General features: G+C 37.3%; 24 protein-coding genes. All 24 read left to right on the plus strand.

What is annotated here, in order from left to right:
- The first annotated feature begins 11 nt into the window (after window positions 1-11).
- A complete protein-coding gene (locus HWQ49_RS01615) occupies window positions 12-2,045 on the plus strand; it encodes a chemotaxis protein CheA (RefSeq protein WP_188205826.1) in 2,034 nt (677 codons plus the stop codon).
- A 13-nt stretch (window positions 2,046-2,058) separates the two neighbouring features.
- The gene (locus tag HWQ49_RS01620; protein ID WP_394810750.1) at window positions 2,059-2,535 is read left to right on the plus strand and encodes a chemotaxis protein CheW; all 477 of its coding nucleotides are present in this window, start codon (window positions 2,059-2,061) and stop codon (window positions 2,533-2,535) included.
- Between the two features lie 14 nt (window positions 2,536-2,549).
- Window positions 2,550-3,182, plus strand: a complete 633-nt coding sequence (locus HWQ49_RS01625; protein WP_188205828.1) for a chemotaxis protein CheC — start codon at window positions 2,550-2,552, stop codon at window positions 3,180-3,182.
- Window positions 3,175-3,672 (plus strand): chemotaxis protein CheD, encoded by a 498-nt coding sequence (locus HWQ49_RS01630; RefSeq protein ID WP_188205829.1) that lies wholly within the window; start codon window positions 3,175-3,177, stop codon window positions 3,670-3,672. Before HWQ49_RS01625 ends, HWQ49_RS01630 begins: the two co-directional genes overlap by 8 nt.
- Window positions 3,673-3,776: 104 nt before the next feature.
- A complete protein-coding gene (locus HWQ49_RS01635) occupies window positions 3,777-4,538 on the plus strand; it encodes a FliA/WhiG family RNA polymerase sigma factor (protein WP_188206499.1) in 762 nt (253 codons plus the stop codon).
- Between the two features lie 15 nt (window positions 4,539-4,553).
- Window positions 4,554-5,966: a DUF342 domain-containing protein gene (locus tag HWQ49_RS01640; RefSeq protein WP_188205830.1), complete on the plus strand. Its 1,413-nt coding sequence runs from the start codon at window positions 4,554-4,556 to the stop codon at window positions 5,964-5,966.
- 24 nt (window positions 5,967-5,990) lie between these two features.
- Entirely contained in the window at window positions 5,991-6,302 is a 312-nt protein-coding gene (locus tag HWQ49_RS01645) for a hypothetical protein (protein WP_188205831.1), read from the plus strand.
- Between the two features lie 27 nt (window positions 6,303-6,329).
- Entirely contained in the window at window positions 6,330-6,926 is a 597-nt protein-coding gene (locus HWQ49_RS01650) for a hypothetical protein (protein ID WP_188205832.1), read from the plus strand.
- Between the two features lie 149 nt (window positions 6,927-7,075).
- Window positions 7,076-7,822: a 30S ribosomal protein S2 gene (gene rpsB / locus HWQ49_RS01655; RefSeq protein WP_188205833.1), complete on the plus strand. Its 747-nt coding sequence runs from the start codon at window positions 7,076-7,078 to the stop codon at window positions 7,820-7,822.
- Window positions 7,823-7,980: 158 nt separating this feature from the next.
- Entirely contained in the window at window positions 7,981-8,865 is an 885-nt protein-coding gene (gene tsf / locus HWQ49_RS01660; RefSeq protein ID WP_188205834.1) for a translation elongation factor Ts, read from the plus strand.
- Window positions 8,866-8,942: 77 nt separating this feature from the next.
- Window positions 8,943-9,671, plus strand: a complete 729-nt coding sequence (gene pyrH, locus HWQ49_RS01665; RefSeq protein WP_188205835.1) for a UMP kinase — start codon at window positions 8,943-8,945, stop codon at window positions 9,669-9,671.
- Complete coding sequence (gene frr / locus HWQ49_RS01670; RefSeq protein ID WP_188205836.1) at window positions 9,668-10,225, plus strand: ribosome recycling factor; 558 nt, start codon at window positions 9,668-9,670, stop codon at window positions 10,223-10,225. The genes pyrH and frr overlap by 4 nt, the downstream gene beginning before the upstream one ends.
- Window positions 10,226-10,318: 93 nt before the next feature.
- A complete protein-coding gene (locus HWQ49_RS01675; protein WP_188205837.1) occupies window positions 10,319-11,068 on the plus strand; it encodes an isoprenyl transferase in 750 nt (249 codons plus the stop codon).
- Window positions 11,069-11,079: 11 nt separating this feature from the next.
- Window positions 11,080-11,868 (plus strand): phosphatidate cytidylyltransferase, encoded by a 789-nt coding sequence (locus tag HWQ49_RS01680; RefSeq protein ID WP_188205838.1) that lies wholly within the window; start codon window positions 11,080-11,082, stop codon window positions 11,866-11,868.
- Window positions 11,869-11,893: 25 nt separating this feature from the next.
- Window positions 11,894-13,042: a 1-deoxy-D-xylulose-5-phosphate reductoisomerase gene (gene dxr / locus HWQ49_RS01685; RefSeq protein WP_188205839.1), complete on the plus strand. Its 1,149-nt coding sequence runs from the start codon at window positions 11,894-11,896 to the stop codon at window positions 13,040-13,042.
- Between the two features lie 15 nt (window positions 13,043-13,057).
- Window positions 13,058-14,314, plus strand: coding sequence for an RIP metalloprotease RseP (rseP, locus tag HWQ49_RS01690; protein ID WP_188205840.1), 1,257 nt, complete (start codon window positions 13,058-13,060; stop codon window positions 14,312-14,314).
- Window positions 14,315-14,341: 27 nt separating this feature from the next.
- The gene (locus HWQ49_RS01695; RefSeq protein WP_188205841.1) at window positions 14,342-16,042 is read left to right on the plus strand and encodes a proline--tRNA ligase; all 1,701 of its coding nucleotides are present in this window, start codon (window positions 14,342-14,344) and stop codon (window positions 16,040-16,042) included.
- Between the two features lie 82 nt (window positions 16,043-16,124).
- Window positions 16,125-20,423 (plus strand): PolC-type DNA polymerase III, encoded by a 4,299-nt coding sequence (locus HWQ49_RS01700; protein ID WP_188205842.1) that lies wholly within the window; start codon window positions 16,125-16,127, stop codon window positions 20,421-20,423.
- A gap of 713 nt (window positions 20,424-21,136) precedes the next feature.
- Window positions 21,137-21,610, plus strand: coding sequence for a ribosome maturation factor RimP (gene rimP, locus HWQ49_RS01705; protein WP_188205843.1), 474 nt, complete (start codon window positions 21,137-21,139; stop codon window positions 21,608-21,610).
- Between the two features lie 14 nt (window positions 21,611-21,624).
- A complete protein-coding gene (gene nusA / locus HWQ49_RS01710) occupies window positions 21,625-22,743 on the plus strand; it encodes a transcription termination factor NusA (RefSeq protein ID WP_188205844.1) in 1,119 nt (372 codons plus the stop codon).
- 17 nt (window positions 22,744-22,760) lie between these two features.
- Entirely contained in the window at window positions 22,761-23,027 is a 267-nt protein-coding gene (gene rnpM, locus HWQ49_RS01715) for an RNase P modulator RnpM (RefSeq protein ID WP_188205845.1), read from the plus strand.
- Between the two features lie 3 nt (window positions 23,028-23,030).
- Window positions 23,031-23,333, plus strand: a complete 303-nt coding sequence (locus HWQ49_RS01720; protein WP_188205846.1) for a L7Ae/L30e/S12e/Gadd45 family ribosomal protein — start codon at window positions 23,031-23,033, stop codon at window positions 23,331-23,333.
- Between the two features lie 17 nt (window positions 23,334-23,350).
- Window positions 23,351-25,537 (plus strand): translation initiation factor IF-2, encoded by a 2,187-nt coding sequence (infB, locus tag HWQ49_RS01725; protein WP_188205847.1) that lies wholly within the window; start codon window positions 23,351-23,353, stop codon window positions 25,535-25,537.
- Entirely contained in the window at window positions 25,537-25,815 is a 279-nt protein-coding gene (locus tag HWQ49_RS01730) for a DUF503 domain-containing protein (protein WP_188205848.1), read from the plus strand. The genes infB and HWQ49_RS01730 overlap by 1 nt, the downstream gene beginning before the upstream one ends.
- Window positions 25,816-25,831 lie beyond the last annotated feature (16 nt).

Consider the following 25,831-nt stretch of genomic DNA (forward strand, 5'->3'; position numbering starts at 1 on the left):
GGGGCACTATCATGGAAACAAATCAATACATAGAGGTTTTTATTGATGAAAGTAAAGAAAATCTACAAGTGGTAAATGATCGATTACTAGATTTAGAAAAAGACCCTTCTGACCTGTCGATGGTTGATGAGATCTTCAGGGCAGCGCATACACTAAAAGGTATGTCCGCTACGATGGGTTATGAAGATTTAGCAGACTTAACACATAAACTTGAGAACGTCCTTGATGCTATTCGACAGGAGCGTCTAGTTGCTAATTCTGATGTTTTAGATATTTTATTAGAGTCCGTTGAATATCTCGAGGAGATGATTTTTAATATAGCAGAAGGTGGCGATGGCTCAAAAGACGTCAGTTCAATCGTTGATAAATTAAAAATCATTGAAAAAGGTGAGGTACCTGTTCAAACATCTGATACAACAACACATAAACAAAGCCCCCCTTCCTCAGAATCATTATTAGATATTGATCAGTTTGAGAAAACAGTTATCCAACAAGCTAAAGCAGACGGACAGAAAGTTTTCCAAACCAAAGTTTCATTATCTGAGGACTGTTTACTAAAAGTGGCACGCGTTTTCATGGTTTTTGAAGTGTTAGAACAGTCTGGTGAGGTTATTAAATCTATTCCAACAGTTGAAGAGTTAGAAAATGAAGATTTTGAAGATTCCTTTAACGTCATCATAATCACAAATGATTCAGAAAAAGAGCTTGAAGCAAAAATCCTAAAAGTTTCTGAAGTTCAAACGGTTGAAGTTACTCCATTTGAAGTTGTTGAAGAAGATGAAAAAACTTCGGGTGCTACTCCTGATGAATTTAGCAATCAAGAAGCTTCAAACAACAAAGTCCAAAAAGAGGAAGCTGCACCAGCAAAAGCAAATAACAAAGGTGTGGCTAGTAAAACAATCCGGGTCAATATAGAACGCTTAGATGTACTCATGAACTTATTCGAAGAGCTCGTCATTGACCGTGGTCGTTTAGAACAAATTTCACATGAACTTAACCATAATGACCTAAAAGGTACCGTAGAGCGAATGTCACGAATCTCAGGTGATTTACAAAATATTATTTTGAATATGCGTATGGTTCCAATTGATCAGGTCTTTAACCGTTTTCCCCGTATGGTACGCCAACTAACAAGAGATTTAGGGAAGGATATCCATTTGCAAATTGAAGGGGCTGAAACAGAACTAGACCGAACCGTTATTGATGAAATTGGCGATCCTCTAGTACACCTAATTAGAAACGCGATTGACCATGGTATTGAACAACCTGAAGTAAGGAAACAAGCAGCAAAGCCTAAACAAGGTCAATTACTTCTTAAGGCCTATCATAGTGGTAACCATGTTTTTGTTGAGATTAAAGATGATGGTCAAGGGATTAATCAAGAAAAGGTTCTTGCTAAAGCCATTGACAATGGTGTAATCAGTCAAGAGCAATCAACTAACTTAACTGACCGTCAAATAAACGAACTCATTTTAGCAAGTGGCTTTTCGACGGCTGATAAAATTTCGGATATTTCTGGACGAGGTGTTGGTCTTGACGTAGTCAAAAGTACTATAGAGTCATTAGGTGGCTCAATAGAGATTGAATCCGAGTATGGTAAAGGAACAACTTTTTCAATCCAATTACCGTTAACCTTATCAATTATTTCAGTTATGTTAGTTGTTGTTCAGGAGGAAATTTACGCCGTTCCATTGTCATCTATAATTGAAACTGCTGTTATTAAGAAGGCAGACATCATGAAGGCGCATAATAAAGAAGTGATCGATTTTAGAGGTAATATTGTGCCATTAGTTGATATAAAGAATGTATTTGATGTACCTAGAAAAGATGATCAGGAACAAGAAGCTGAGTATTACTCTATCGTGATTGTTCGCAAAGGTGAACAAATGGCTGGTTTAGTTGTTGATTCATTTATTGGACAACAAGAGATTGTCTTAAAAGGTTTAGGAAATTATTTAACAGATGTTTTTGCTATTTCTGGTGCTACGATCTTAGGTAACGGTGAGGTAGCTTTGGTGATCGATAGTAATTCTTTGATTAAATAAGGGGGAAATGAATATGACTGAACAATCATTAAAAGATGAAAAAGTTATTGTATTCCAATTAAAAGACGAGGAATATGGGGTGCCAGTTGAAAACGTTGGTTCTATTGAACGTATGCAGAAGATTACTAGAGTTCCTAACGCACCTAAGTTTGTTAAAGGTGTTATTAACTTACGAGGTGTTGTAACACCAGTAATCGATTTACGTGAACGTTTTGAGCTTGAGCAAACTGAGTACAACGAAAGTACTCGCATTATCATTGTAAACATAGAAGATAAAGATGTAGGAATGATTGTTGATGGTGCGAACGATGTGGTTGATATTCCAAGTGAAAAAGTTGACCCAGCTCCTAAAGTAGTGGGTTCTGTAGATGTTGATTATATTAGGGGAGTCGCTAAGTTAGAACAGCGATTATTAATCCTACTAAATTTAGGAAAAGTCTTATCTGAAGATGAGGTCAAACACTTATCAACGGTTGAAAATAATCATTAACGTGAGGTAACAGTATGATTGATTACTTTGATTTTAAGCAAATTCACCTTGATGTTTTAAAGGAAGTTGGCAACATCGGGGCTGGAAATGCTACAACATCTTTATCGAGTATTTTAAATAGAACTGTCCAAATGGATGTTCCGATTGTTAACATTGTATCATTTACAGAAATGATGGAAGAAGTTGGGGGAGATGAGAACGTTCAAGCTGCTGTCTTCGTGCAATTCGAAGGAGATATAACGGGTAGTATGTTCTTTATTGCCCCCCCTGAGGAAGCCGATTTATTCGTTCAGTTAATGCTTAGTAGTGATGATCAAGCAATTTCCACAGGCGACCCGATGGCAGAGTCTGCTTATATGGAGCTGGGAAATATCTTAACAGGCTCTTATTTGAGAGCATTATCTGATTTTACCAATCTAGATATAAGTCAATCAGTTCCTAATTTAGCTATCGATATGGTAGGAGCGATGTTGACACAAGGATTAATTGAAATTTCAACTGCATCTGACCAGGCAATTATGATTGAAACCGTTTTACATGATATAGAAGGAATCAAAAAAGATATTAAAGGTCACTTTTTCTTATTACCGAACCCCGACGCTTACGCAAAAATTTTCACAGCACTTGGAGTACCTAGTCATGACTAAAGTCGCTGAAGCTGTGAAAGTTGGTATTGCTGGTCTGGATATTGCTAAACACCCTCAAACAATTATGACATCAGGGTTAGGTTCTTGCATCGGAGTTATTTTGTATGAGGAGCGCTTACAAATCGCAGGACTTGTACATGTGATGTTACCTGATTCATCTATGGCTAGGACCGAATCATATAAGCCAGGTAAATTTGCTGATACAGGAATTAGCCACTTAATTAAACAACTATCCAAGCACGGGGCAACCAAAAGCCATTTAAAGGCTAAAATGGCTGGCGGAGCGCAAATGTTTGATGTGAAAAATGGTAGTGAAATGATGAGGATTGGCTATCGGAATGCAGAAGCGGTGAAAAAGCAGTTAATAGAACATCAAATTCCATTAATAGCAGAGGATATTGGTGGAAGTCGTGGAAGAACGATTGAATTTTTAATTGATCAATCATGCTTGAAAATTAGAACGATACATGAAGGTACATCATACATTTAAAAAAGTTGCAAAACTAACTCAAAAACGCTAGAAAGCTAAATCTATAATTAATATATCATTCATGAAAAAGCAGCTAGAGATTAATAACATGGGGGTTAATCATGATGAAAGTAGCGACAACGTCATTATCTACTTTATGGAATAAGTGGCAAAGTCAAAAGGATCAAGAAGCAGGTAATTTACTGGTCGAACATTACATGCCACTTGTTGATTATCAAGTTAATAGAATACATACTCACCTACCCAGTAATGTAGATAAACAGGATGTTAGAAGTTTAGCTTTTATGGGTTTAGTTGATGCATTAGAAAAGTTTGATACGAAAAGAGATCTTAAATTTGATACTTATGCTTCCTTTCGGATTAAAGGGGCGATTATTGATGGTCTACGAAAAGAAGACTGGCTGCCTCGTTCTGTTCGCGATAAATCCAAAGAGATTGATAAAGCGTATGAGGCTTTAGAGCAGTCTCTTCAGCGGGAACCATCAATTCAAGAAATAGCTGAAAAAGTTGGTCTAGCACAAGATGAAGTCTCTGAAGTCATTAAGGATACATTATTTGCAAATGTGCTTTCCATTGAAGAGAAGACTAACGATCATCATGATGACCATCGTGAAAGCTTAAGCCATACGATTCCAGATCAAGATCAACTCCAACCAGATGAACAATTTGAATTGAACGAAAATATTGACGAACTAGTTAATAAGATTAAAAATCTGAATGAAAATGAGCAATTGGTGATCAGTTTATTTTACAAAGAAGAACTAACCTTAACTGAAATTGGAGAAGTACTAGGTCTTTCTACATCCAGAGTATCACAAATTCATAGCAAATCTATTGCTAAACTCCAAAAACTATTATCTATATGATAAGGGGGGATGAGGGTGGAGCTATCTCAATTTATAAATATGCAACTTAGTGAGGATAAAATGAAGGCGTATTTAGAGGTGGATCATGACTACATTTATGAACTTGATGTAGCAGATGATGAATTTGAGAATGAACTTTCCCCTTCGTCGATTGAACAGTTTTTAAAGGAACATGATGTGATATTTGGAATTGATGAAGAAGCAATAATTGGACTAGTGGAGAATTTTTGGTCGGTTAATGGGCCAGTTGAGGTAGCCAGTGGAAAAGAGCCAATTGATGGAAAAGATGGCTATATTGAGTACCACGTAAACCTTACAACTAAATCCTCAGTTGACGAACATGATCAAAAAATAGATTTTAAAGAAATCATGAAAATCCCTCTTGTCGAAACAGGTGATCGACTCTTAACAATTATTAAACCAACTAAGGGCGAGAAAGGCTTTAATGTTTTCCAAGAAGAGGTTAAGCAATCACCGGGCAAAGAAGCTAAAATTGTCTGTGGTGAGAATACTAAGTACAACTTAGAAGACTCTACCATCTACGCAACAGAAAGTGGTCAAGTTTCCTTAACAGAGAAAGAAATTAGAGTTTTACCGGTCTATGAGGTAAACGACCACTTAGATCTAAATATTGGTAATATTGATTTTAATGGCTCAATTATCATTAGAGGTGATGTTCCTGACGGCTTTTCAATTAAAGCAAGAGGAGATGTTACGATAGAAGGAATAGTCGACGCGGCAAACATAGATGCCGGGGGCTCAATTTTTATTAAAGAAGGAGTCTCCTCCCAAGGAAAAGGTCAAATTCGTGCAACCCTTGATATACATGTGGGTAACATTAATCAAGGTTTGATTGAGGCTGGTAGAGATATCGTTGTTAATCAGTCTATTCTACATAGTCAAGTCATTGCTAGAGAAAAAGTCCTATGCCAAAGGGGGCACATTATTGGTGGTTCAGTTTCTGCTGGTAAAGTGATTGAGTCGAAGGATATTGGTAATAGACTAAGCACTAAAACCAGTCTATACCTTGGACCAAACAGAAAAGTTGTTGAGAAACGAACACAAATAGAATCGAGAATAAAGGAATTGACAGACCAAATCAAGAAGTTAAATGCCATCGGACATAAATTTAAAGAGCTAAAGGAAACTAGGGAATTAACTACCAAAGAAAGAGTCACCTTGTTACGGCAGAAGCATTCGATAGAAAAGACACGTTTAGAACTTAGTGAGCTAGCTGAGGAATATGAGACTTACCGATATGACCATGAAGATGAAGTTAATCATGATTTCTCTAAAGTGATTGTAAATGGTATACTATACCCGAACGTTGACATCATATATGGAAAGTATAAAAAAGCAATTAGTAAAGAAACAAAATTCGTCTCAATTGTGTATAAAGATCATGACTTTACTTTGACACCAATTTAAAAAGAATAATTAGGGGTGACCAAAATGAGTTGGAAAGCTGTTGAGATGCAAATAGCGTTACCAAGAACACAGGATGCTAGTCAGCTACAGGAGCAACTACAACAAAGAGGTCAAAACATGCAAAGTCAATTAACACAGGAGCAGTTAAGAGAGTTAGAGAGAAAGCGGAAAGCTGTGTTAGAAGCAAATCAACGAGACGATGTTCATGTTAAAGATCATGATGATGAGCGTGATCAGCTACCATTTCATAAACGGCGCAATAATCACAAGCAACACGAGGAGTCTTCCGAATGGAATCATCCTCATTTAGGAAATCGAGTCGACTTCTCTGGATGACTCAATGATGAATAGGTGGTATTGGATTTGGAAATATTTAATTTAATTATACATGGGATCACTTTTATCGTGATTTTTTGGTTATATCAAAAACTAAAGCAATCGACAGAGTCTGAGCGTGTTTTTGAGAAACGAGTGAATGAAATAGAGGATTTATTTAGCTCCTATCTATTAGAGATTAAGGATGAAAATAAAAAGCTGATTCAAGAACTAGCAAACTTCGAAACGAAAAATGAATCTTCTCCCACTCCAAAGTCTAATTCGGAAGTCAACGAGAAAGTGGTTAGCGAAAATGTTTCTCCAAACAGCCAAACACCAACGGAGACGAACCGATTAAGTGAACACCCCAAGAAAGATAAAAGCGCTAATGAATATGATCCCGTGAGTCTTCTTAACCAGGAGAAAAAAAAGACTACTTCATACGCAGGTGTGGAAGATACTGAAGCTGATTATGACCCTTCAAAAATGCAAATAGAAGATCATGTTGACCATTTGACGCCTCAAAGTCATGTTTTACATTTATATAAGACGGGCCATACTATTGAGCAAATCGCTCAAACACTCGATATGGGTTATACAGAAGTTGAATTAATTGTTAAATTTAATCATAAATTGACTAATTAACACTTGCCTGTAATAAGGTCTTATGATATATTTACTTTTGGTGTTAATACACACGTTCGTGGAGATAAATGAGAGGTGCTCGACTTATCGAGTTCTTGTTTATTTATGAAACGATCGGAGGAATAAAAACCATTTAGGAGGAATTATTTATGGCAGCAATTTCAATGAAGCAATTATTGGAAGCAGGTGTTCATTTCGGACACCAAACACGCCGTTGGAACCCGAAAATGAAGAGATACATCTTCACAGAGCGTAACGGCATCTACATCATCGATCTACAAAAGACGGTGAAGAAAGTTGACGAAGCATTCAACTTTATTAAAGAGGTTGCACAAGACGGAGGTAAAATCCTTTTCGTTGGTACGAAAAAGCAAGCTCAAGATACAATTAAAGAAGAGGCAATCCGTTCTGGAATGTACTACATCAACCAGCGTTGGTTAGGTGGAACATTAACAAACTTCCAAACAATTGAGAAGCGCGTTAATCGTCTAAAAGATATCGAAAGAATGGAAGAGGACGGTACATTTGATGTACTACCTAAAAAAGAAGTAGTTATGATCCTTAAAGAAAAAGAGCGCCTAGAGAAGTTCTTAGGTGGCGTTAAAGATATGGATGAGCTACCTGAAGCTCTATTTATCGTTGACCCTAGAAAAGAACGAATTGCGGTTAAGGAAGCTCAGAAATTAGATATTCCTATTGTTGCAATGGTAGATACTAATTGTGACCCAGATGAAATCGATTATGTAATCCCTGCAAATGATGACGCAATTCGTGCTGTAAAATTAATTACATCAAGAATGGCAGATGCAATCCTTGAAGTAAAACAAGGTGAAGCGACAGAAGACGCTGCTGAAGAGGCAACAGAACAAGAAGAACAAGAAGCAGTGCAAGAGTAAAAGGTTGTAGGTGATAAGAGGGAGGAACCTTTTATCACCTTTTTTACACTTAATGTTTTATAGCAAAGGTTTACATGGAAAGATAGAAATAATCGCTCTATGTAAATACTATGTATACTTATTTCAGTAACTATATTCAATTTCAAGGAGGAACTACAATGGCTATTACTGCTAAGCTAGTTAAAGAGCTACGTGAAAAAACGGGCGCAGGAATGATGGATTGTAAAAAAGCACTACAAGAAACTGATGGAGATCTTGACAAAGCGGTTGAATACCTACGTGAAAAAGGTATGTCAAAAGCAGCTAAAAAAGCTGACCGTATTGCAGCAGAAGGTTCTGCGCATATCGTCACAGAAGGTAATACAGCTGTTATGATTGAAGTAAATGCTGAAACAGACTTTGTTGCGAAAAATGATCAGTTCAAGTCACTTCTAGATGATCTAGCTAACCACATTCTAAATCAGAAGCCTGAATCAGTTGAAGAAGCAATGGGACAAAAGCTTCATGGTGAAGGTGAAACATTAGAAGAGTATATCACAGCAGCGATTGCAAAAATTGGTGAGAAAATTTCACTTCGTCGTTTTGAAATCGTAGAAAAAGATGATAACTCTGCTTTTGGCGCATACATTCATATGGGTGGAAAAATTGGTGTATTAACTTTAGTTGAGGGTACTACTGATGAAAGTGTTGCAAAAGATGTATCTATGCACATTGCTGCATCAAACCCACAATACTTATCACGTGAAGATGTTGCTAAAGAAGTTGTCGACCAAGAGCGTGAAACACTTAAGCAACAGGCTCTAAACGAAGGTAAGCCAGAACATATTGTTGAGAAAATGGTTGAAGGCCGTTTAGGTAAATTCTTTGAAGAGATTTGCTTACTTGAGCAAGACTTTGTCAAAGATCCTGATCAAAAAGTTAAAAAGTATGTAGAATCTAAAGGTGGAACTGTTCAATCATTCGTACGTTATGAAGTAGGCGAAGGCATGGAAAAACGTGATGAAAACTTTGCTGATGAAGTTATGAGTCAAGTTAAGAAATAAACTATTTGAAAATAGGGGACACAGTGTGTTCCCTATTTTCAAAAATCATACTATTCCTACATATGACGGAGGTAACTATGTCTACATCGGAATACAAACGTATTGTGTTAAAATTAAGTGGAGAAGCCCTAAGCGGTAAAAATGGTAATGGAATTGATCCAGCTTTTATCAAATCAGTCGCCGAACAAGTTAAAGCAGTACACGATCTAGGTGTTGAAATTGCTATTGTTGTTGGTGGTGGTAACCTGTGGCGTGGTAAAGTAGGTAGTGAAGTAGGAATGGATCGCGCTAATGCTGATTATATGGGAATGTTAGCTACGGTAATGAACTCTTTAGCACTTCAAGATAGCTTAGAAAATTTAGGTGTTCAAACCCGTGTTCAAACATCCATAGAAATGCGCCAGGTTGCAGAACCATATATTCGCCGTAAAGCAATGAGACACTTGGAGAAAAAGCGTGTTGTCATTTTTGCAGGAGGTACAGGAAATCCGTACTTTTCAACTGACACAACAGCTGCATTACGAGCTGCAGAAATTGAAGCAGATGTTATTTTAATGGCAAAAAATAACGTTGATGGTGTTTATTCCGATGACCCTAAGATCAATGAGGATGCTTATAAATATCAAGAGTTATCATTTATACAAGTTTTAAATGAAGGTTTAGGTGTTATGGACTCAACCGCTTCATCGTTATGTATGGACAACGATATAGCTTTAATAGTATTCTCTATAATGGAAGAAGGTAACATTAAGAGAGTAGTTACTGGAGAAGAAATTGGTACTATAATTAGGAGGAAATCAGAATGAGTGAAGCAGTGATTAAAGATTGCCGTGAGAAAATGAACAGTGCCATTCAAGCGTTTGGAAGACAACTTGCAACTGTTAGAGCAGGTCGAGCTAATCCAGCTTTATTAGACAGTGTTTATGTTGATTACTATGGTGCAAGCACACCACTTAATCAATTGGCGACTGTTTCCGCTCCCGAGGCTAGACTCCTTGTCATTACACCATTTGACAAATCTGCAATGGGTGAAATTGAAAAAGCAATTTTAAAAGCGGATCTAGGCTTAACTCCAAACAACGATGGTAATGTTATTCGTATTAACATTCCTGCTCTAACGGAGGAGCGTAGAAAAGACCTAGTTAAGGTAACTAGAAAGTATGCAGAAGAAGCACGTGTTCAAATTCGTAATATTCGCCGTGATGCCAATGAACAAATTAAAAAGCTTGAAAAAGAAAGCGAAATTACTGAAGATGAATCACGTTCTTACCAAGAGGATGTTCAAAAAGAAACTGACAAACATATTAATGAGATTGACCAAATGTTAGAAGATAAGGAAAAAGAAATTACTGAAGTATAGGTTCATTCTTCTAACTGATTTATTTTGACACCAGCTTTCGCTCGTTCTAAGCGAAAGCTGAATTTTTCTTAGTTTACTTAGAGAGGGATTAATATGCTTTTTCGTTCGAACTCTAAAGCTCAGCAACGTACAGAAATCGATGCTGATAATATACCCCAACATATTGCCATTATTATGGATGGCAATGGTCGTTGGGCAAAGAAACGAGCCTTACCTAGGGTCGCCGGTCACCGTGAAGGTATGAAAGCGATTGAGAAAGTTGTTAGAAGAGCTTCTGATTTAGGGGTTAAAGCGCTGACGTTATACGCTTTTTCCACAGAGAATTGGAAAAGACCTAAAACAGAGGTTGAGTTTATTATGAAACTTCCATCTCAATTTTTAGATACTTATTTACCAGGTTTAATAGAAAATAATGTTACAATTACAACAATTGGTGATTTTGACTCATTACCTGAATTCACAAAAGAGGCAGTTATAAAGGCCATTGATCGAACAAAAGACAATGATGGTCTAGTTCTTAATCTCGCTCTAAATTATGGAAGTCGAAAAGAAATTATTGATGCAGTTAAATCAATAAGTGAACTAGTTAAAGATGAGAAATTAGATATTCATGATATCAATGAGGAGCTATTCGATCAGCACTTATATACTCATAACTTAGAAGATCCGGACCTTTTAATTAGAACTAGTGGCGAACAGAGATTAAGTAACTATTTGTTATGGCAATTAGCTTATGCAGAATTTTATTTTACGGATAAGTATTGGCCAGAGTTTGGTGAGGAAGCATTGGATGAGGCCATAATCGAATATCAACATCGAAAAAGGAGATTCGGTGGGTTATAGGATGTGATTAAGTGTTACAACGTGTTATAACAGCAATTGTTGGTCTATTAGTCTTCGTTCCTTTTGTTGTTTACGGGGACTGGCCATTTGTCCTTTTTGTTATGTTAATGGTATCTGTCGGACTATATGAAGTGTTGCGTATGAAAAGAGTTAGTCTTCTTTCTTTTCCTGGGATACTTAGTCTAACTCTACTATGGGTAATCTATATTGACCAATTTTTATATTCTATTTTATCTTACATACCCTTGACCTTTAGTGAGATGGTTTATGTCTTTATTTTTATTTTATTAATTTATAGCGTTCTTGTTAAGAATGAATTTAATTTTGAAGATTGTGCCTTCACACTGCTTTCTGTTGCATATATTGGTATTGGTTTGGCCTATTTTATTGAGACTAGGTTGGCGGGGTTAGAGTTTATTTTATTCGCTCTATTAATTATTTGGTTAACGGACTCAGGAGCGTATTTCTTTGGAAAATACCTCGGAAAGAGAAAGTTATGGCCTGAAATTAGTCCGAAGAAAACAGTTGCAGGGTTTGTCGGAGGGATTTTTAGCGCCTTAACCATTGCGGTTATCTTTCAGCTTATCTACCCGATTCATGACCAAATGTTTGTGATCATGCTAGTAGCTATTCTTGCTTCCATTCTTGCACAAATTGGAGACCTTGTAGAGTCAGCGTTAAAACGTACATTTAAAGTAAAAGATTCTGGCACCTTACTTCCTGGACACGGTGGTGTTTTAGATCGATTTGACAGCTTGATTTTTATGTTACCATTTTTACACTTTATACAATTTATTTAATTTGGATAAAATGAGGGACTAACATATGAAAAATATCGTACTACTAGGTGGGACTGGTTCAATAGGGTTACAAACTATTGATATCATCAAAGAACACCCTAATACATTTAACTTGCATGGATTTGTTTTTGGGGCGCAGGTTGAAGTAGCTACTCCAATTATCGAAGAGCTTAAGCCCAAAGTGGTTATTGTTAAAGATGATACGATTAAAAGTCATCTTTTAGACAAACTGACATATGATGTACAGGTATATAGTGGTTTAGAAGCTATTAACGATCTTGTTACTCATCATGAAGTAGATTTAGTAGTTAATGCCTTGTTAGGAAGTGTTGGCTTAGAACCCACCTTACAAGCAATACGATCAAAGAAGCAAATTGCTTTTGCGAATAAAGAAACATTAGTAACTGCTGGACATCTGGTCATGGATGAGGCTAAGAAACATGGTGTTGATCTCCTACCTGTAGATAGTGAACATGCGGCTATTCATCAATGCCTACGTGGAGAAAACAGAAGTGAACTTAAGCGATTGATTATTACTGCATCAGGGGGAAGCTTTAGGGACCGTACACGAAATGAATTAGTTGGGGTTACTAAACAGGATGCGCTCAATCACCCAAACTGGAATATGGGTGCCAAAATCACCATAGATTCTGCTACAATGATGAATAAGGGACTAGAAGTGATTGAAGCGCATTGGTTATTTGATGTACCATATGATCAAATTGATGTCATCATGCATAAAGAAAGTGTGATACATAGCATGGTTGAATTCGTCGATCAAAGTGTTATGGCACAGTTGGGAACACCTGATATGCGAATCCCCATTCAATATGCACTCACATATCCGGAAAGATACCCATATAACATGTCTAATGGGTTAGATCTATTATCATTTGGTACACTTCACTTTCAACGATTAAGTTTCGAACGTTTCCCATGTTTAAAAATGGCGTATGAAGCAGGACGTGCTGGGGGCTCATTACCTACTGTATTAAATGCAGCAAACGAAGAAGCTGTTTCGCTGTTTTTACAAGATCGAATAGACTTTCTTGGTATTGAACATTTAATTAATAAACAACTGGAAAAACACAATCCAATCAACTCTCCTGATCTTGAAACAATTTTATCTATTGATCAAGAAGTGAGAAGTCGTGTTCGTAGTGAAGTGTCTTAAAGGAAGGTGCTAGTATTGAATACCGTTATAGCCTTTATATTTATGTTTGGCCTATTAGTCTTCATTCATGAATTAGGCCATTTAATATTTGCCAAACGAGCAGGAATGTTGGCTCGTGAATTTGCCATTGGGTTTGGACCGAAGATTTTCTCATATCGAAAGGATGAAACTTTATATACGGTACGGTTGCTGCCTATTGGTGGATACGTCCGTGTTGCAGGTGAAGATCCCGAGATTATTGAATTAAAACCGGGTCATCATATTGGAATTGAATTAAATGAGTTTGGCGATGTCAATAAAATTATTGTTAACAACAAATCCAATTACCCCAATGCCAAAATTGTAGAAGTTGAGAAAATCGACTTAGATCATGAACTAACACTTGATTGTTATGATTTGGACTCCGATGAGCACCATCGATATCAAGTAGACCGTAAAGCTCTCTTTGTAATGGATGATAAAGAGACGTTAATTGCCCCTTATGACCGTCAATTCGGTTCAAAGACGACGAGTCAAAAAGGGATTCAAGTTTTTGCAGGACCGATGATGAACTTCTTATTAGCAATAGCTATTTTTATCGGACTTGGTTTTATTCAAGGTGTACCAGTCGATGAGGCAATCATTGGTGGGGTTGAAGAAGGTTCACCAGCTCATCAAGCTGAGCTCGTCGAAGGAGACGAAGTAGTTCAAATTGATGAGACTAATGTTGAAAGCTGGATGGATTTTGTTCTTTATGTACAAGAACGCCCCGATGAGCAACTTGAAATTACGGTCGATCGTCATGGTGAGTTAATAACAGAATCCATCACACCGGAATCTGTGACAGAACAAGGACAAACAATTGGTCGAATTGGTGTGATGCGTGAGTTTGAGGATGCTGCAGGTCAAGTGATTTTACACGGCTTTACTCAAACGTACGATATCACCATACTTATTATCGAGGCTGTGGGGCAATTGGTTACAGGGCAACTATCAATTGATGCATTAGCCGGACCTGTTGGCATTTACTCAGCAACTGACGATGTTGTCCAGACAGGGCTTTTAAACTTCCTGACTTGGACAGCGATGTTAAGTATAAATTTAGGGATTATTAACTTATTGCCATTACCTGCATTAGATGGTGGTCGATTAATGTTTATCGGTTTAGAGGCCATACGTGGAAAGCCAATTGACCCTCAAAAAGAAGGAGTCGTCCACTTTATTGGGTTTGCACTTCTAATGTTGCTAATGATTATTGTGACATGGAATGATATTGAACGATTGTTTATGTAAATACGATGTATACGAGGTGATACGGTTATGAGACAAAGTAATATGTTAATTCCGACATTAAGAGAACTACCTAAAGAAGCTGAATTACCAAGTCACCAATTGTTACTGAAAGCAGGATATATTCGTAAATTAGCTTCTGGAGTCTACAATTTTCTTCCTTTAGGAAAAAAAGTACTGCGAAAAGTAGAAAATATTGTCCGGGAAGAAATGGACCGTGCTGGAGCACAAGAAATTCAAATGCCTATCTTGCAACCTGCAGAATTATGGCAGACTTCCGGGCGTTGGAATACGATGGGAGACGAATTAATGCGACTCAAAGATCGTCATGAACGCCCTTTTGCTTTAGGAGCTACCCATGAAGAAGTCGTAACATCCCTTATACGCGATGAGGTCAATTCATATAAAAAGCTTCCGTTAACTGTTTATCAGATTCAAAATAAGTATCGTGATGAAAAACGACCTCGTTTTGGACTTTTACGAGGTAGAGAGTTTTTGATGAAGGATGCTTATTCCTTCCATGAAGATTTTGAGTCATTGGACGAGACGTATAATCGGTTATTTGAAGCTTATAAAAGAATTTTCGAGCGCTGTGGCTTAAATTTTCGAGCTGTTATTGCGGACTCAGGAGCAATGGGTGGTAAAGACACTCATGAATTTATGGTACTCTCGGATGTAGGTGAGGATACGATTGCCTACTCCGATACTTCAGATTACGCTGCCAATGTCGAAATGGCACCGGTAATGAGTGAATATGAAAAACCTAATGTTGAACCTAAAGAACTAAAGAAAATTGAAACACCAAATGCAAAGACGATGCAAGAGGTAGCCGATTATTTAGGTCATTCCTTAAAAGAAGGTATGAAAGCCATTATGTTTAAGGTGGATGATCGATTTGTCATGGTCGTGACAAGAGGTGACCACGAGGTTAATGATGTAAAAGTTAAAAACTTATGTGACGCTGAAATCGTTGAATTAGCAACAGAACATGAAACGAAATCAGTGATGGGAGCTGGATTTGGCTCATTAGGACCTATCAACTCACCAGAAGAAGTTGAAGTGGTTGCCGATCATGCAGTTAAATATCTTGTTAACGCATCTTGTGGCGCTAACGAAGATGGTTACCATTACACGAATGTAAATCCTGACCGCGATTTTAAGGTTAGTCAATATGCTGATCTTCGTTCAATCGAAGAAGGAGACCCTTCTCCGGATGGACAAGGCACCATTAAATTTGCCAAAGGAATTGAAGTTGGTCATGTATTTAAGCTAGGCACTTTATATGCGGATAAATTAGGTGGGTCCTTTTTAAACCAACAAGGTAAGGCTGAATCCTTCGTAATGGGATGCTATGGTATTGGTGTATCAAGAACACTATCGGCTGTAGTTGAACAATATCATGATGAAAATGGTCTACTTTGGCCAGATAGCCTAACACCTTTTGACGTTCATGTTATTAACTTGAATGCTAAAAAGAGCGAGCAAATTGAGGTGGCTGATCAGGTTTATGAGTCATTGAAATCACAAAACTTTGATGTCTTATACGATGATCGTCAAGAACGTGCAGGTGTTAAATTCAATGATAGCGATCTAATTGGAATTCCTTATCGTGTGACGATTGGTAAGCGAGCAAATGAAGGTTATGTTGAGTTTAAACACCGTAAAACAGGCGACCAGCAAGATGTTCATATCGATGAATTAGTTCGTTTTTTAAATCAACTTACAAAATAAATAGGAAACAATTAACCCTTGTCTCAAGAGGCAAGGGTTTTATAATATAATAGGAGAAGAAACCTTAAGTGGGGGAAATAAAATGGATCTAAATACAAACGAGAAAATGTCTTTATTATTAAAACAGATTGAGATGCCAAAAGATGTAATAGCCGAGCATTTTAATGAAACAAAACTAGCAAAATTAACGGTTATCAAAGAATCAAAAACCTGGCAGTTTCATTTACATAATCCAGTTCCTTTTGTTTATGATGCTTTATCACTATTTAAAGCTAATTTACAAACCGCTTTTCAGCATATTGCTCAAGTGGATGTTTTGATCACGACGGATCACTCCGACTTATCAGAGTCATCTTTTGCTGCTTATTGGCATGACTTTATTCACTCGATCCATGATCTTTTTCCCGCTTATAAAGATTTTGTCTGTTCACAGAAGCCTACCTTAGAAGGAAACGTGGTAACATTACAAGCTAGAAACGATACAGAGGCTAATATTATTAAAAAGAAATTAGATCCTTTATTTAATCAATATTGTCAAAAACATGGTCTTAAAAACTATCAAATTCACCTTGAAATTACACAAGATGAAGAAGAAATTCAGCGTTTTCAGCAACAAAAACAAGAAGAAGAACGTCAACTTGTACAAAAAGCTATCCATGATCAGGCTGAAAAAGAGAAATCCAAAGGTGACTCTACCGAAGAAAGTAGTGGTCCACTGCAGATTGGATATCCCATTAAAGAAGATCCAATCGAAATGCACCATATATTAGAAGAGGAAAAGCGAGTTATAGTACAAGGGTATGTTTTTAATGTAGATATTAGGAATTTACGTTCTGGTAGGGACCTATTGATTGTCAGTGTCACTGATTATACAGACTCTATTCAAGTTAAAATGTTCTCGAAGGGTGATGAACAAAAAGAGCTATTTAAACGTGTGAAAGAAGGAATGTGGATTAAAGCACGTGGTAGTATTCAAACAGATACCTATTCCAATGAATTGATGATGATGGGTAATGATTTGAATGAAGTGAAACCATCTAAACGAACTGATGAAGGTGTAGAGGGTGAAAAGCGTGTTGAATTACATGCTCACACAACTATGTCACAAATGGATGCAACGGTCTCAGCCGAACAACTAGTCGAGCGTGCAGCAAATTGGGGTCATCAAGCGGTGGCAATTACTGACCATGGTGTTGTACAGTCTTTTCCGGAGGCTTATAATGCAAGCCAAAAGCATAACATCAAGATTCTGTATGGTGTTGAAGCTAACTTAGTTGACGACGGAGTTCCTATTGCCTATAACGAAACCGATCTTTCTTTGAATGATGCGACTTATATAGTTTTCGATGTTGAAACAACAGGGTTATCCGCTACTTATGATAAAATTATCGAATTAGCAGCGGTAAAGGTTTATCAGGGTGAAATTATTGATCGTTTTGAACGGTTTGCTAACCCACACCAAAAGCTGAGTCAAACGACGATCGATCTTACCGGAATTACAGATGATATGGTTAAGGACGCACCAGAAATAGAGGAAGTCATGGCCGATTTTCATGATTGGTGTCAAGATGATGTCTTAGTAGCACATAATGCAAGTTTTGACATTGGCTTTATTAATGCTGCATATCAGCGAATGGAAATTCCTAAAGTCACCAATCCTGTTATTGATACCCTTGAATTAGCAAGGTTTTTGTATCCAGAATTAAAAAACCACCGTTTAAATACATTGTGTAAACACCTAAATATTGAACTGACCCAACATCACCGTGCTATTTATGATGCTGAGGCTACTGGTTATTTATTGTGGAGTTTAGTCAAATCGGCAGCTGAAAAGGATATTAATAACCATCAGGAACTCAATCGTCATGTTGGTGAAGGTGATGCTTATAAACGGTCTCGTCCGTCACATGTCATTTTATTGGCGCAAACTGCAGAAGGGTTAAAGAATTTATTTAAATTAGTCTCATTATCGCATATTGACTATTTCTATCGAGTACCTAGAATACCAAGATCAAAGTTAGTAAAGCATCGAGAAGGTCTAATTATTGGTTCCGGTTGTGATCAGGGTGAATTATTCGATACGATTGCTCTAAAGTCAGAAGAAGAAGCTGAAAAAGTCGCCGAATTTTATGACTACATTGAAGTGCAGCCACCAATGAATTATTATCATTTGATTGAAAAAGAAAATGTTCAATCTATGGAACATATTAAACACTTAATCAAAAAATTGGTCCAAATTGGAGAAAAGCTTGGTAAGCCAGTAGTGGCAACAGGTAATGTCCATTACTTGGATAAGCATGAAAAAATATATCGTCAAATTTTAATTGCCTCCCAAAGTGGAAACCCATTAAATCGACAAACTTTACCTGAAGTCCCGTTTAAAACCACTCGGGAAATGGTTGAAGAATTTTCGTTTTTAGGGGAAGAAAAGGCGAAAGAAATTGTTATTGATAACACAAATTGGGTAGCTGATCAAATTAATGACTTAAAACCAATTAAAGATGACCTCTATACCCCTAATATCGAAGGTGCAGATCAAGAAATTCGCGATATGTGTTATAACAAAGCGAAGAGTATCTATGGTGAAGATTTGCCAGAAATTGTTTCAAAACGATTAGAACGTGAGCTAACTAGTATTATTGAAAATGGGTTCTCAGTCATTTATTTAATCTCACAAAAGATCGTTAAAAAATCATTAGATGATGGGTATCTAGTAGGTTCGCGTGGTTCAGTTGGGTCATCCTTTGTAGCAACGATGATGGATATTACTGAGGTTAATCCACTAGCTCCTCATTATGTTTGTCCGAGCTGTCAACACCATGAATTTTTCACCGATGGTAGTGTTGGCTCAGGATATGACCTTCCTGTAAAGACCTGTGAGCAATGTGGTGAAGAGTATATTCGGGATGGTCAGGATATTCCATTTGAAACGTTCCTTGGCTTTAAGGGTGATAAAGTTCCTGATATTGACTTAAACTTCTCAGGTACCTATCAACCAGTTGCGCACCATTATACAAAGGTTTTATTTGGTGAGGATAAAGTATATAGAGCAGGAACGATTGGCACCGTTGCTGAAAAAACAGCATTCGGTTATGTGAAAGGGTATGCTCAGGACCATCAACTAATGTATCGTCAAGCCGAGGTCGATCGACTAGTAAAAGGTTGCACAGGGGTTAAACGAACAACAGGTCAGCACCCTGGAGGGATTATTGTCGTTCCTGATGAGTATGATATCTATGACTTCTCTCCAATCCAGTATCCGGCTGATGACAGAAATTCTGAGTGGTTAACGACACACTTTGATTTCCATTCGATTCATGACAACTTGTTAAAACTAGATATTCTAGGACACGATGATCCGACGGTTATTCGTATGCTTCAGGATTTAACAGGAATTGATCCACAATCCGTTCCACTAAATGATGAAGAAGTGATGAAAATTTTTAGTGGGCCAGAACCACTTGGTGTTCAAGCAGATGATATCTTGTGTAAGACGGGAACGTTAGGGGTTCCTGAATTCGGCACTCGTTTTGTTAGACAAATGCTTGAAGATACAAAACCGTCATCTTTTGCAGAGCTAGTCATTATCTCAGGGTTATCACACGGAACAGATGTCTGGTTAGGAAATGCACAAGAATTAATTAACGATGGCATTTGTGAAATTGGGGATGTGATCGGTTGTCGTGATGACATTATGGTTTATTTAATGCACAAAGGTCTAGAAGCTTCTTTAGCATTCACTATTATGGAGTTTGTCCGTAAAGGTCGTGGCCTTAAAGATGAATGGATTGAAGAGATGAAAAAGCACAATGTACCGGATTGGTATATCGAATCTTGTAAGAAGATTAAATATATGTTCCCTAAAGCACACGCAGCTGCATACGTATTAATGGCAGTAAGAATCGCTTACTTTAAAGTTCATTACCCAATTGAGTTTTATGCGGCTTATTTTACTGTGCGAGCCAGTGATTTTGAACTATCTACAATGATTAAGGGTCCTGATGCATTACGTGCTAGAATAGAAGAAATTTTAGAAAAAGGTAATGATGCGTCTCCTAAAGAAAAAAGCTTACTTACTGTTTTAGAGTTAGCGTTGGAAATGACGATGCGTGGGTTTTCTTTTCAATCTGTTGACTTGTATAAGTCTGATGCTCAAGAATTCATTGTTGATGGGGATACGTTAATTCCTCCGTTTAATGCAGTTGATGGTCTAGGTACTAATGCGGCAATTAACATCGTCAAAGCCAGAGAACAAGGTGAGTTCTTATCCAAAGAAGATTTACGAGAGCGTAGTCGAATTTCTAAGACAGTGCTTGAATACCTTGACCAACATGGTTGCTTAGAAGGCTTGCCAGATCAGAATCAATTATCTTTATTTTAATTGACTGATTAATAAAACTGTTGTTACGTATAAGCGAGATGATGTTTATTAATACGCGTCTCATTGATGATTTGCGCTTCACGAGAAGGCCTATTGTCCATGAGATTGCTTCTAATTGACGGAAAATCCATCGAGGGTGGTGGAACGTTAATTAGACCACTCCTAATTGACGGAAAAGTCATCGTGAGTTGGTGAAACGTTAATTAGATCTATTCTAATTGACAGAAAAGCCATCGTGGGGTGGTGGAACGTTAATTAGACCATTCCTAATTGACGGAAAAGTCATCATGAGGTGGCACAACGTTAATTAGACCACTTCAAATTGAGGGAAAAGCCTTCGTGAGGTGCTACAATGTTAATTAGATCACGTCTCTCAGACAATTTTACATCCACCCGTTTGCTCATGATGTCAGTGCCGCCTGATTATAAAGCTGAGTAAATGAACATCATCTATCATACTCATTTAATGAAATCACATATAAGACGTAAAGGGTTGCAATAATTGGTTTTGTATGGTATATTTCATATTGGATAAGCAAAAGATACGGTTACGTTTAAGAGTGGGTCGCACCCACTCTTTCGTTTTATCTAACCCTGCTGGTCATACTTGACAACAGCAGGGCAATTTATTGTTTAGAAATCTCTTCTAATGTGGACAATATGATAATACGACTGTTTTACATAATAAGTATGATTTAAGGAGGTATCTGATCATGAGTAGGAAAATAGTTGACTTAACAGAAGACTTAGCTCAGCCGATTGTTGAACAGATGAATCTAGAGTTAGTCGATGTGGAGTTCGTAAAGGAAGGAAAAAACCATTTTCTACGTGTCTATGTTGATAAAGAAGGTGGCGTTGATATAGAAGATTGTGAGAAGGTAAGTGAACAATTAAGTGAAAAACTTGATGAAAAAGATCCTATTGAAAGTGCCTATTTTTTAGAAGTATCATCTCCAGGTGTTGAACGTAAGTTGAAAAAGAGAGCCGATTTTGAACGCTTTGTGGGGTCCCATGCTTATGTGAAAACCTACGAACCAATTGACGGGGATAAGGAATTCTATGGAGATATTAAAAGCTTTGAGAATGATGAGCTCACATTAACCATTAAAATTAAGACTAGGGAAAAAGAAGTCGTTATTCCTTATTCAAAAATTGCCAAAGCTCATTTAGCTGTTACATTTAATTAAGGGAGGTAAAACAGGTGAATTCAGATTTATTTGAAGCAATGGAAGTACTGGCAGATGAAAAAGGTATTGATCGTGAGGTATTATATGAAGCTTTAGATGCTGCAATTGTATCTGCCTACAAGAAAAACTTTAATTCTAAAACGAATGTTCGTGTAGAATTGGATTCAGAAGATGGATTGATGAAAGTGTTTGCTAGATTACAGGTTGTTGAAGAGGTTGAAGATGAAGACCTGGAAATTTCATTGGAAGAAGCTAAAGAGATTGATCCGTCTTATGAACTAGGAGACATCGTTGAGCGTGAGGTTACTCCACGAAATTTTGGTCGTATTGCTGCACAAGCGGCTAAACAAGTCGTGACTCAACGTGTGCGTGAAGCGGAGAGAGGCGTCATTTATAATGACTTTGTTGACCGTTTAGATGATATCATGATTGGTACGGTCCAACGTAAAGACCAACGCTTTCTCTACATACATTTAGGGAAGGTTGAAGGGAAATTACCCTTTAATGAAGTAATGCCTGGTGAAGTTTATAATGTCCATGATCGTATTAAAGTCTATGTAACTAAAGTGGAAAACACAAGTAAAGGTCCACAAGTCTTTGTGTCTCGTACACATCCTGGACTCCTTAAACGTTTATTTGAAATAGAAGTTCCAGAAATTTATGAAGGAATTGTTGAAATTAAATCAGTTGCTAGAGAAGCAGGGGATCGTTCGAAAATTAGTGTACACGCTGATGATCCTGAAATTGATCCAGTTGGTTCATGTGTAGGTCAACGAGGACAGAGGGTACAAACAGTTGTTGATGAACTCAATGGTGAAAAGATAGATATTGTCCACTATTCAGAAGACCCAGTTGTTTATATTTCAAACGCTTTAAGCCCTTCAAAGGTAACAGAAGTACTTGTAGATGAGGAAGAACATGCTACAACTGTAATTGTTCCGGACAATCAATTATCGTTAGCTATTGGTAAAAAAGGACAAAACGCTCGCCTAGCTGCTAAATTAACTGGTTGGAAAATTGACATTAAAAGTGAATCAGAGGCTGAAGAATCAGGTGTTTACAACCAGACTGGTGAGCAAGATGAGTTTGAAGAAGTTTTAGAAGACTTTGATGGTGAAGTTGATAACGACTAGTAAAGGGGGCTGTTAAAATGGCAAATAAGAAAAAAGAACCTTTACGTAAATGTGTTGTTACTCAAGAAATGTTTCCTAAAAAAGAATTAATTCGTGTTGTTCGTAACAAAGAGGGTGAGGTCTTCATTGATGAGACCGGCAAGAAAAATGGACGTGGTGCCTATTTAAAAAAGGATCGCACAGTTATAGAACAAGCGAAGAAAAAGAATGTATTAAAAAGACAACTAAATGCAGCAATCACCGATGAGCTTTATGATGAATTATTAAGCAAAGTAGGCGAGTGAAATATGGATAATAAATATTTAAACTTGTTAGGATTAGCATTTCGTGCGAGAAAGATAACTTTGGGAGAACCGGCGATCATTGAGGATATTCGCTCGAAGCAAGCTAAACTTATACTTATTGCTAATGATGCATCATCAAATACGAAAAAGAAACTAATTGATAAAAGTCGCAGTTATCATGTTCCATATTTTATAGTTGATGATCGTCAAACGATCTCACAAGCGATTGGGCAAGAAGGTCGAGTAGCAGTTGCAATTAAAGACGTAGGGTTTGCGGAGAAGCTAAAGCAATTGTTATCGGATTAATATTCGGGGGTGAATGTATGAAAAAAATGCGCGTATACGAATATGCGAAACAAAACAATCTAAGTAGTAAGGAAGTCATTAATAAACTGCAACAATTAGATGTTGAAATAAGTAATCATATGTCAACAATTAGTGAGAATACGATTAGACAATTGGATGAATCCTTTGGTTCAAAACAATCAGAACAACAAGCTAAACAGACAAATGAGAAATCTAATCAGAAGCCAAATCAAAAACCAAAGGGTGGAAATAAGCAACAAGGTGGACATAAACCTAAAGATGATACATCTAAGAATTCAAAACAACGGGGTCATAAACCAGTGAATAATAAGCAAAAGCAAAATAATAACCATAAGCAAAAGCAAAATAAACAAAATAATAACCATAAGCAAGGAAACAAAAATAGAAATCATAAAAATAATCAGCAGCAACAGCAAAAAGCAAAAAATCAAACACCTGAAAAGATCACTTACCAAGGTTCATTAACAGTAGGAGAATTAGCTGAAAAGCTAAATAAAGATTCCTCAGAAATTATTAAGAAGTTAATGATGCTTGGGGTGATGGCAACCATTAATCAGCAATTAGATTCTGAATCCATCGAGCTTATTTGTGATGATTTTGGTGTCGAAGTAGAAGAAGAGGTAGTTCTTGATCAAACTGACCTTAATAATTACATTGAAGAAGATCAACCAGAAGACTTAGAAATTCGTCCAGCTGTTGTTACGATTATGGGGCACGTTGACCATGGTAAAACGACACTGTTAGATTCCATCCGTCAAACAAAAGTAACTGAAGGTGAAGCAGGTGGGATCACGCAACATATTGGTGCGTATCAGATAGAAGATGATGGAAAGAAGATCACTTTCCTAGATACACCAGGTCACGCAGCCTTCACAAGTATGCGCTCTCGTGGAGCTCAAGTAACCGATATTGCGATTTTAGTTGTTGCAGCAGATGACGGTGTTATGCCACAAAGCGTTGAAGCGATTAACCACGCTAAAGCTGCAGAAGTACCGATTATTGTTGCGGTAAACAAAGTCGATAAAGAAGGTGCCGATCCAAATCGGGTTATGCAAGAGCTTACCGAATATGAACTAGTACCTGAGGACTGGGGTGGAAGCACGATCTTTGTACCTCTTTCCGCTTTAAAAGGTGAAGGAATCGATGATTTAGTCGAAATGATCAACTTAGTTGCTGAGGTTGAAGAGCTTAAAGCCAATCCTGACCGTGAGGCATTTGGTACAGTGATTGAAGCACAACTAGAAAAAGGACGTGGAAGTGTTGCTACCTTGCTCGTTCAAAACGGTACGCTTCAAGTTGGTGATTCGTTAGTCGTTGGTAATACGTATGGTAAAGTACGCGCTATGGCCGATGACTTAGGTAAACGAGTTGAGAAAGCTGGACCTTCTGCACCAGTAGAGGTTATTGGGTTTAATTCTGTTCCTCATGCAGGCGATCAATTCTTAGTTTTTGAAGATGAAAAGCAAGCTAAGCAAATTGCTGAGCTTCGTGAACAAAAAGAAATAGAAGAACAACGTGAGTCAACTGGTAAAGTTAATTTAGATGAATTGTTTGAGCAAATCAAACAAGGTGACATGAAAGAAATTAACGTTATTGTTAAGGCTGACGTACAAGGTTCTGTTGAGGCTGTAGCGTCTTCATTAAGAAAGATTGATGTTGAAGGTGTTAAAATTAACATCATTCACACTGGTGTAGGCGCAATTACTGAATCAGATATTATCTTGGCCTCTGCATCTAATGCTGTTGTTATTGGTTTTAATGTTAGACCAGATAATAATGCGAAAAGAGCAGCTGAAACAGAAGGTATTGATATTCGTCTACACCGTATTATTTATAAAGTAATTGAAGAAATTGAAGCAGCGATGAGAGGAATGCTTGACCCAGAATATGAAGAGAAAGTTATTGGTCAGGTTGAAGTCCGTGAAACGTTTAAAGTATCTAAGGTAGGTACGATCGCTGGTTCATACGTGACTGATGGAAAAATCACAAGAAATTCTGGTATTCGAGTAATCCGTGACGGTGTTGTACAATTTGAAGGCGAAATCGATTCACTAAAACGATTCAAAGATGATGTTAAAGAAGTACAACAAAATTATGAGTGTGGTATTACGATTAAGAACTTTAATGATATTAAAGAAGGAGATATCATTGAGGCGTATATCATGGAGGAAGTTGAACGTTAATGATTGGTTACGCGTATGTTGAGTGTTTGTTATATGATGTTCATTCACTTAAGGAAAAGCGTTCCATTATCAAGCAAACGATGCATCAGATTCGTCATAAATTCAATGCGAGTATTACAGAAATGAACTATCACGATGTATGGCAGAGGACGGCATTTGGTATTGCAATCGTTTCTCGTGAAAAAGTCTCTGCTGAACAACAATTACAGCAAGTGATCGACCTAATCGATCAGCGTACAGATTTGGATGTAACCATTATTGATTATGAATGGTTATAATCCTCATTAGTTCCGA

The sequence above is a fragment of the Alkalibacillus aidingensis genome (assembly GCF_014595945.1).
Classification (GTDB): Bacteria; Bacillota; Bacilli; order Bacillales; family Alkalibacillaceae; genus Alkalibacillus; species Alkalibacillus aidingensis.

Coding starts and splice junctions, on each gene's coding strand:
- rpsB (WP_188205833.1), top strand. CDS start 7,076: ATGGCAGCAATTTCAATGAAGCAATTATTGGAAGCAGGTGTTCATTTC.
- infB (WP_188205847.1), top strand. CDS start 23,351: ATGAAAAAAATGCGCGTATACGAATATGCGAAACAAAACAATCTAAGT.
- HWQ49_RS01620 (WP_394810750.1), top strand. CDS start 2,059: ATGACTGAACAATCATTAAAAGATGAAAAAGTTATTGTATTCCAATTA.
- HWQ49_RS01645 (WP_188205831.1), top strand. CDS start 5,991: ATGAGTTGGAAAGCTGTTGAGATGCAAATAGCGTTACCAAGAACACAG.
- HWQ49_RS01720 (WP_188205846.1), top strand. CDS start 23,031: ATGGATAATAAATATTTAAACTTGTTAGGATTAGCATTTCGTGCGAGA.
- HWQ49_RS01615 (WP_188205826.1), top strand. CDS start 12: ATGGAAACAAATCAATACATAGAGGTTTTTATTGATGAAAGTAAAGAA.
- dxr (WP_188205839.1), top strand. CDS start 11,894: ATGAAAAATATCGTACTACTAGGTGGGACTGGTTCAATAGGGTTACAA.
- tsf (WP_188205834.1), top strand. CDS start 7,981: ATGGCTATTACTGCTAAGCTAGTTAAAGAGCTACGTGAAAAAACGGGC.
- rimP (WP_188205843.1), top strand. CDS start 21,137: ATGAGTAGGAAAATAGTTGACTTAACAGAAGACTTAGCTCAGCCGATT.
- HWQ49_RS01695 (WP_188205841.1), top strand. CDS start 14,342: ATGAGACAAAGTAATATGTTAATTCCGACATTAAGAGAACTACCTAAA.
- HWQ49_RS01730 (WP_188205848.1), top strand. CDS start 25,537: ATGATTGGTTACGCGTATGTTGAGTGTTTGTTATATGATGTTCATTCA.
- HWQ49_RS01675 (WP_188205837.1), top strand. CDS start 10,319: ATGCTTTTTCGTTCGAACTCTAAAGCTCAGCAACGTACAGAAATCGAT.
- HWQ49_RS01635 (WP_188206499.1), top strand. CDS start 3,777: ATGAAAGTAGCGACAACGTCATTATCTACTTTATGGAATAAGTGGCAA.
- HWQ49_RS01630 (WP_188205829.1), top strand. CDS start 3,175: ATGACTAAAGTCGCTGAAGCTGTGAAAGTTGGTATTGCTGGTCTGGAT.
- HWQ49_RS01700 (WP_188205842.1), top strand. CDS start 16,125: ATGGATCTAAATACAAACGAGAAAATGTCTTTATTATTAAAACAGATT.
- pyrH (WP_188205835.1), top strand. CDS start 8,943: ATGTCTACATCGGAATACAAACGTATTGTGTTAAAATTAAGTGGAGAA.
- rnpM (WP_188205845.1), top strand. CDS start 22,761: ATGGCAAATAAGAAAAAAGAACCTTTACGTAAATGTGTTGTTACTCAA.
- frr (WP_188205836.1), top strand. CDS start 9,668: ATGAGTGAAGCAGTGATTAAAGATTGCCGTGAGAAAATGAACAGTGCC.
- HWQ49_RS01625 (WP_188205828.1), top strand. CDS start 2,550: ATGATTGATTACTTTGATTTTAAGCAAATTCACCTTGATGTTTTAAAG.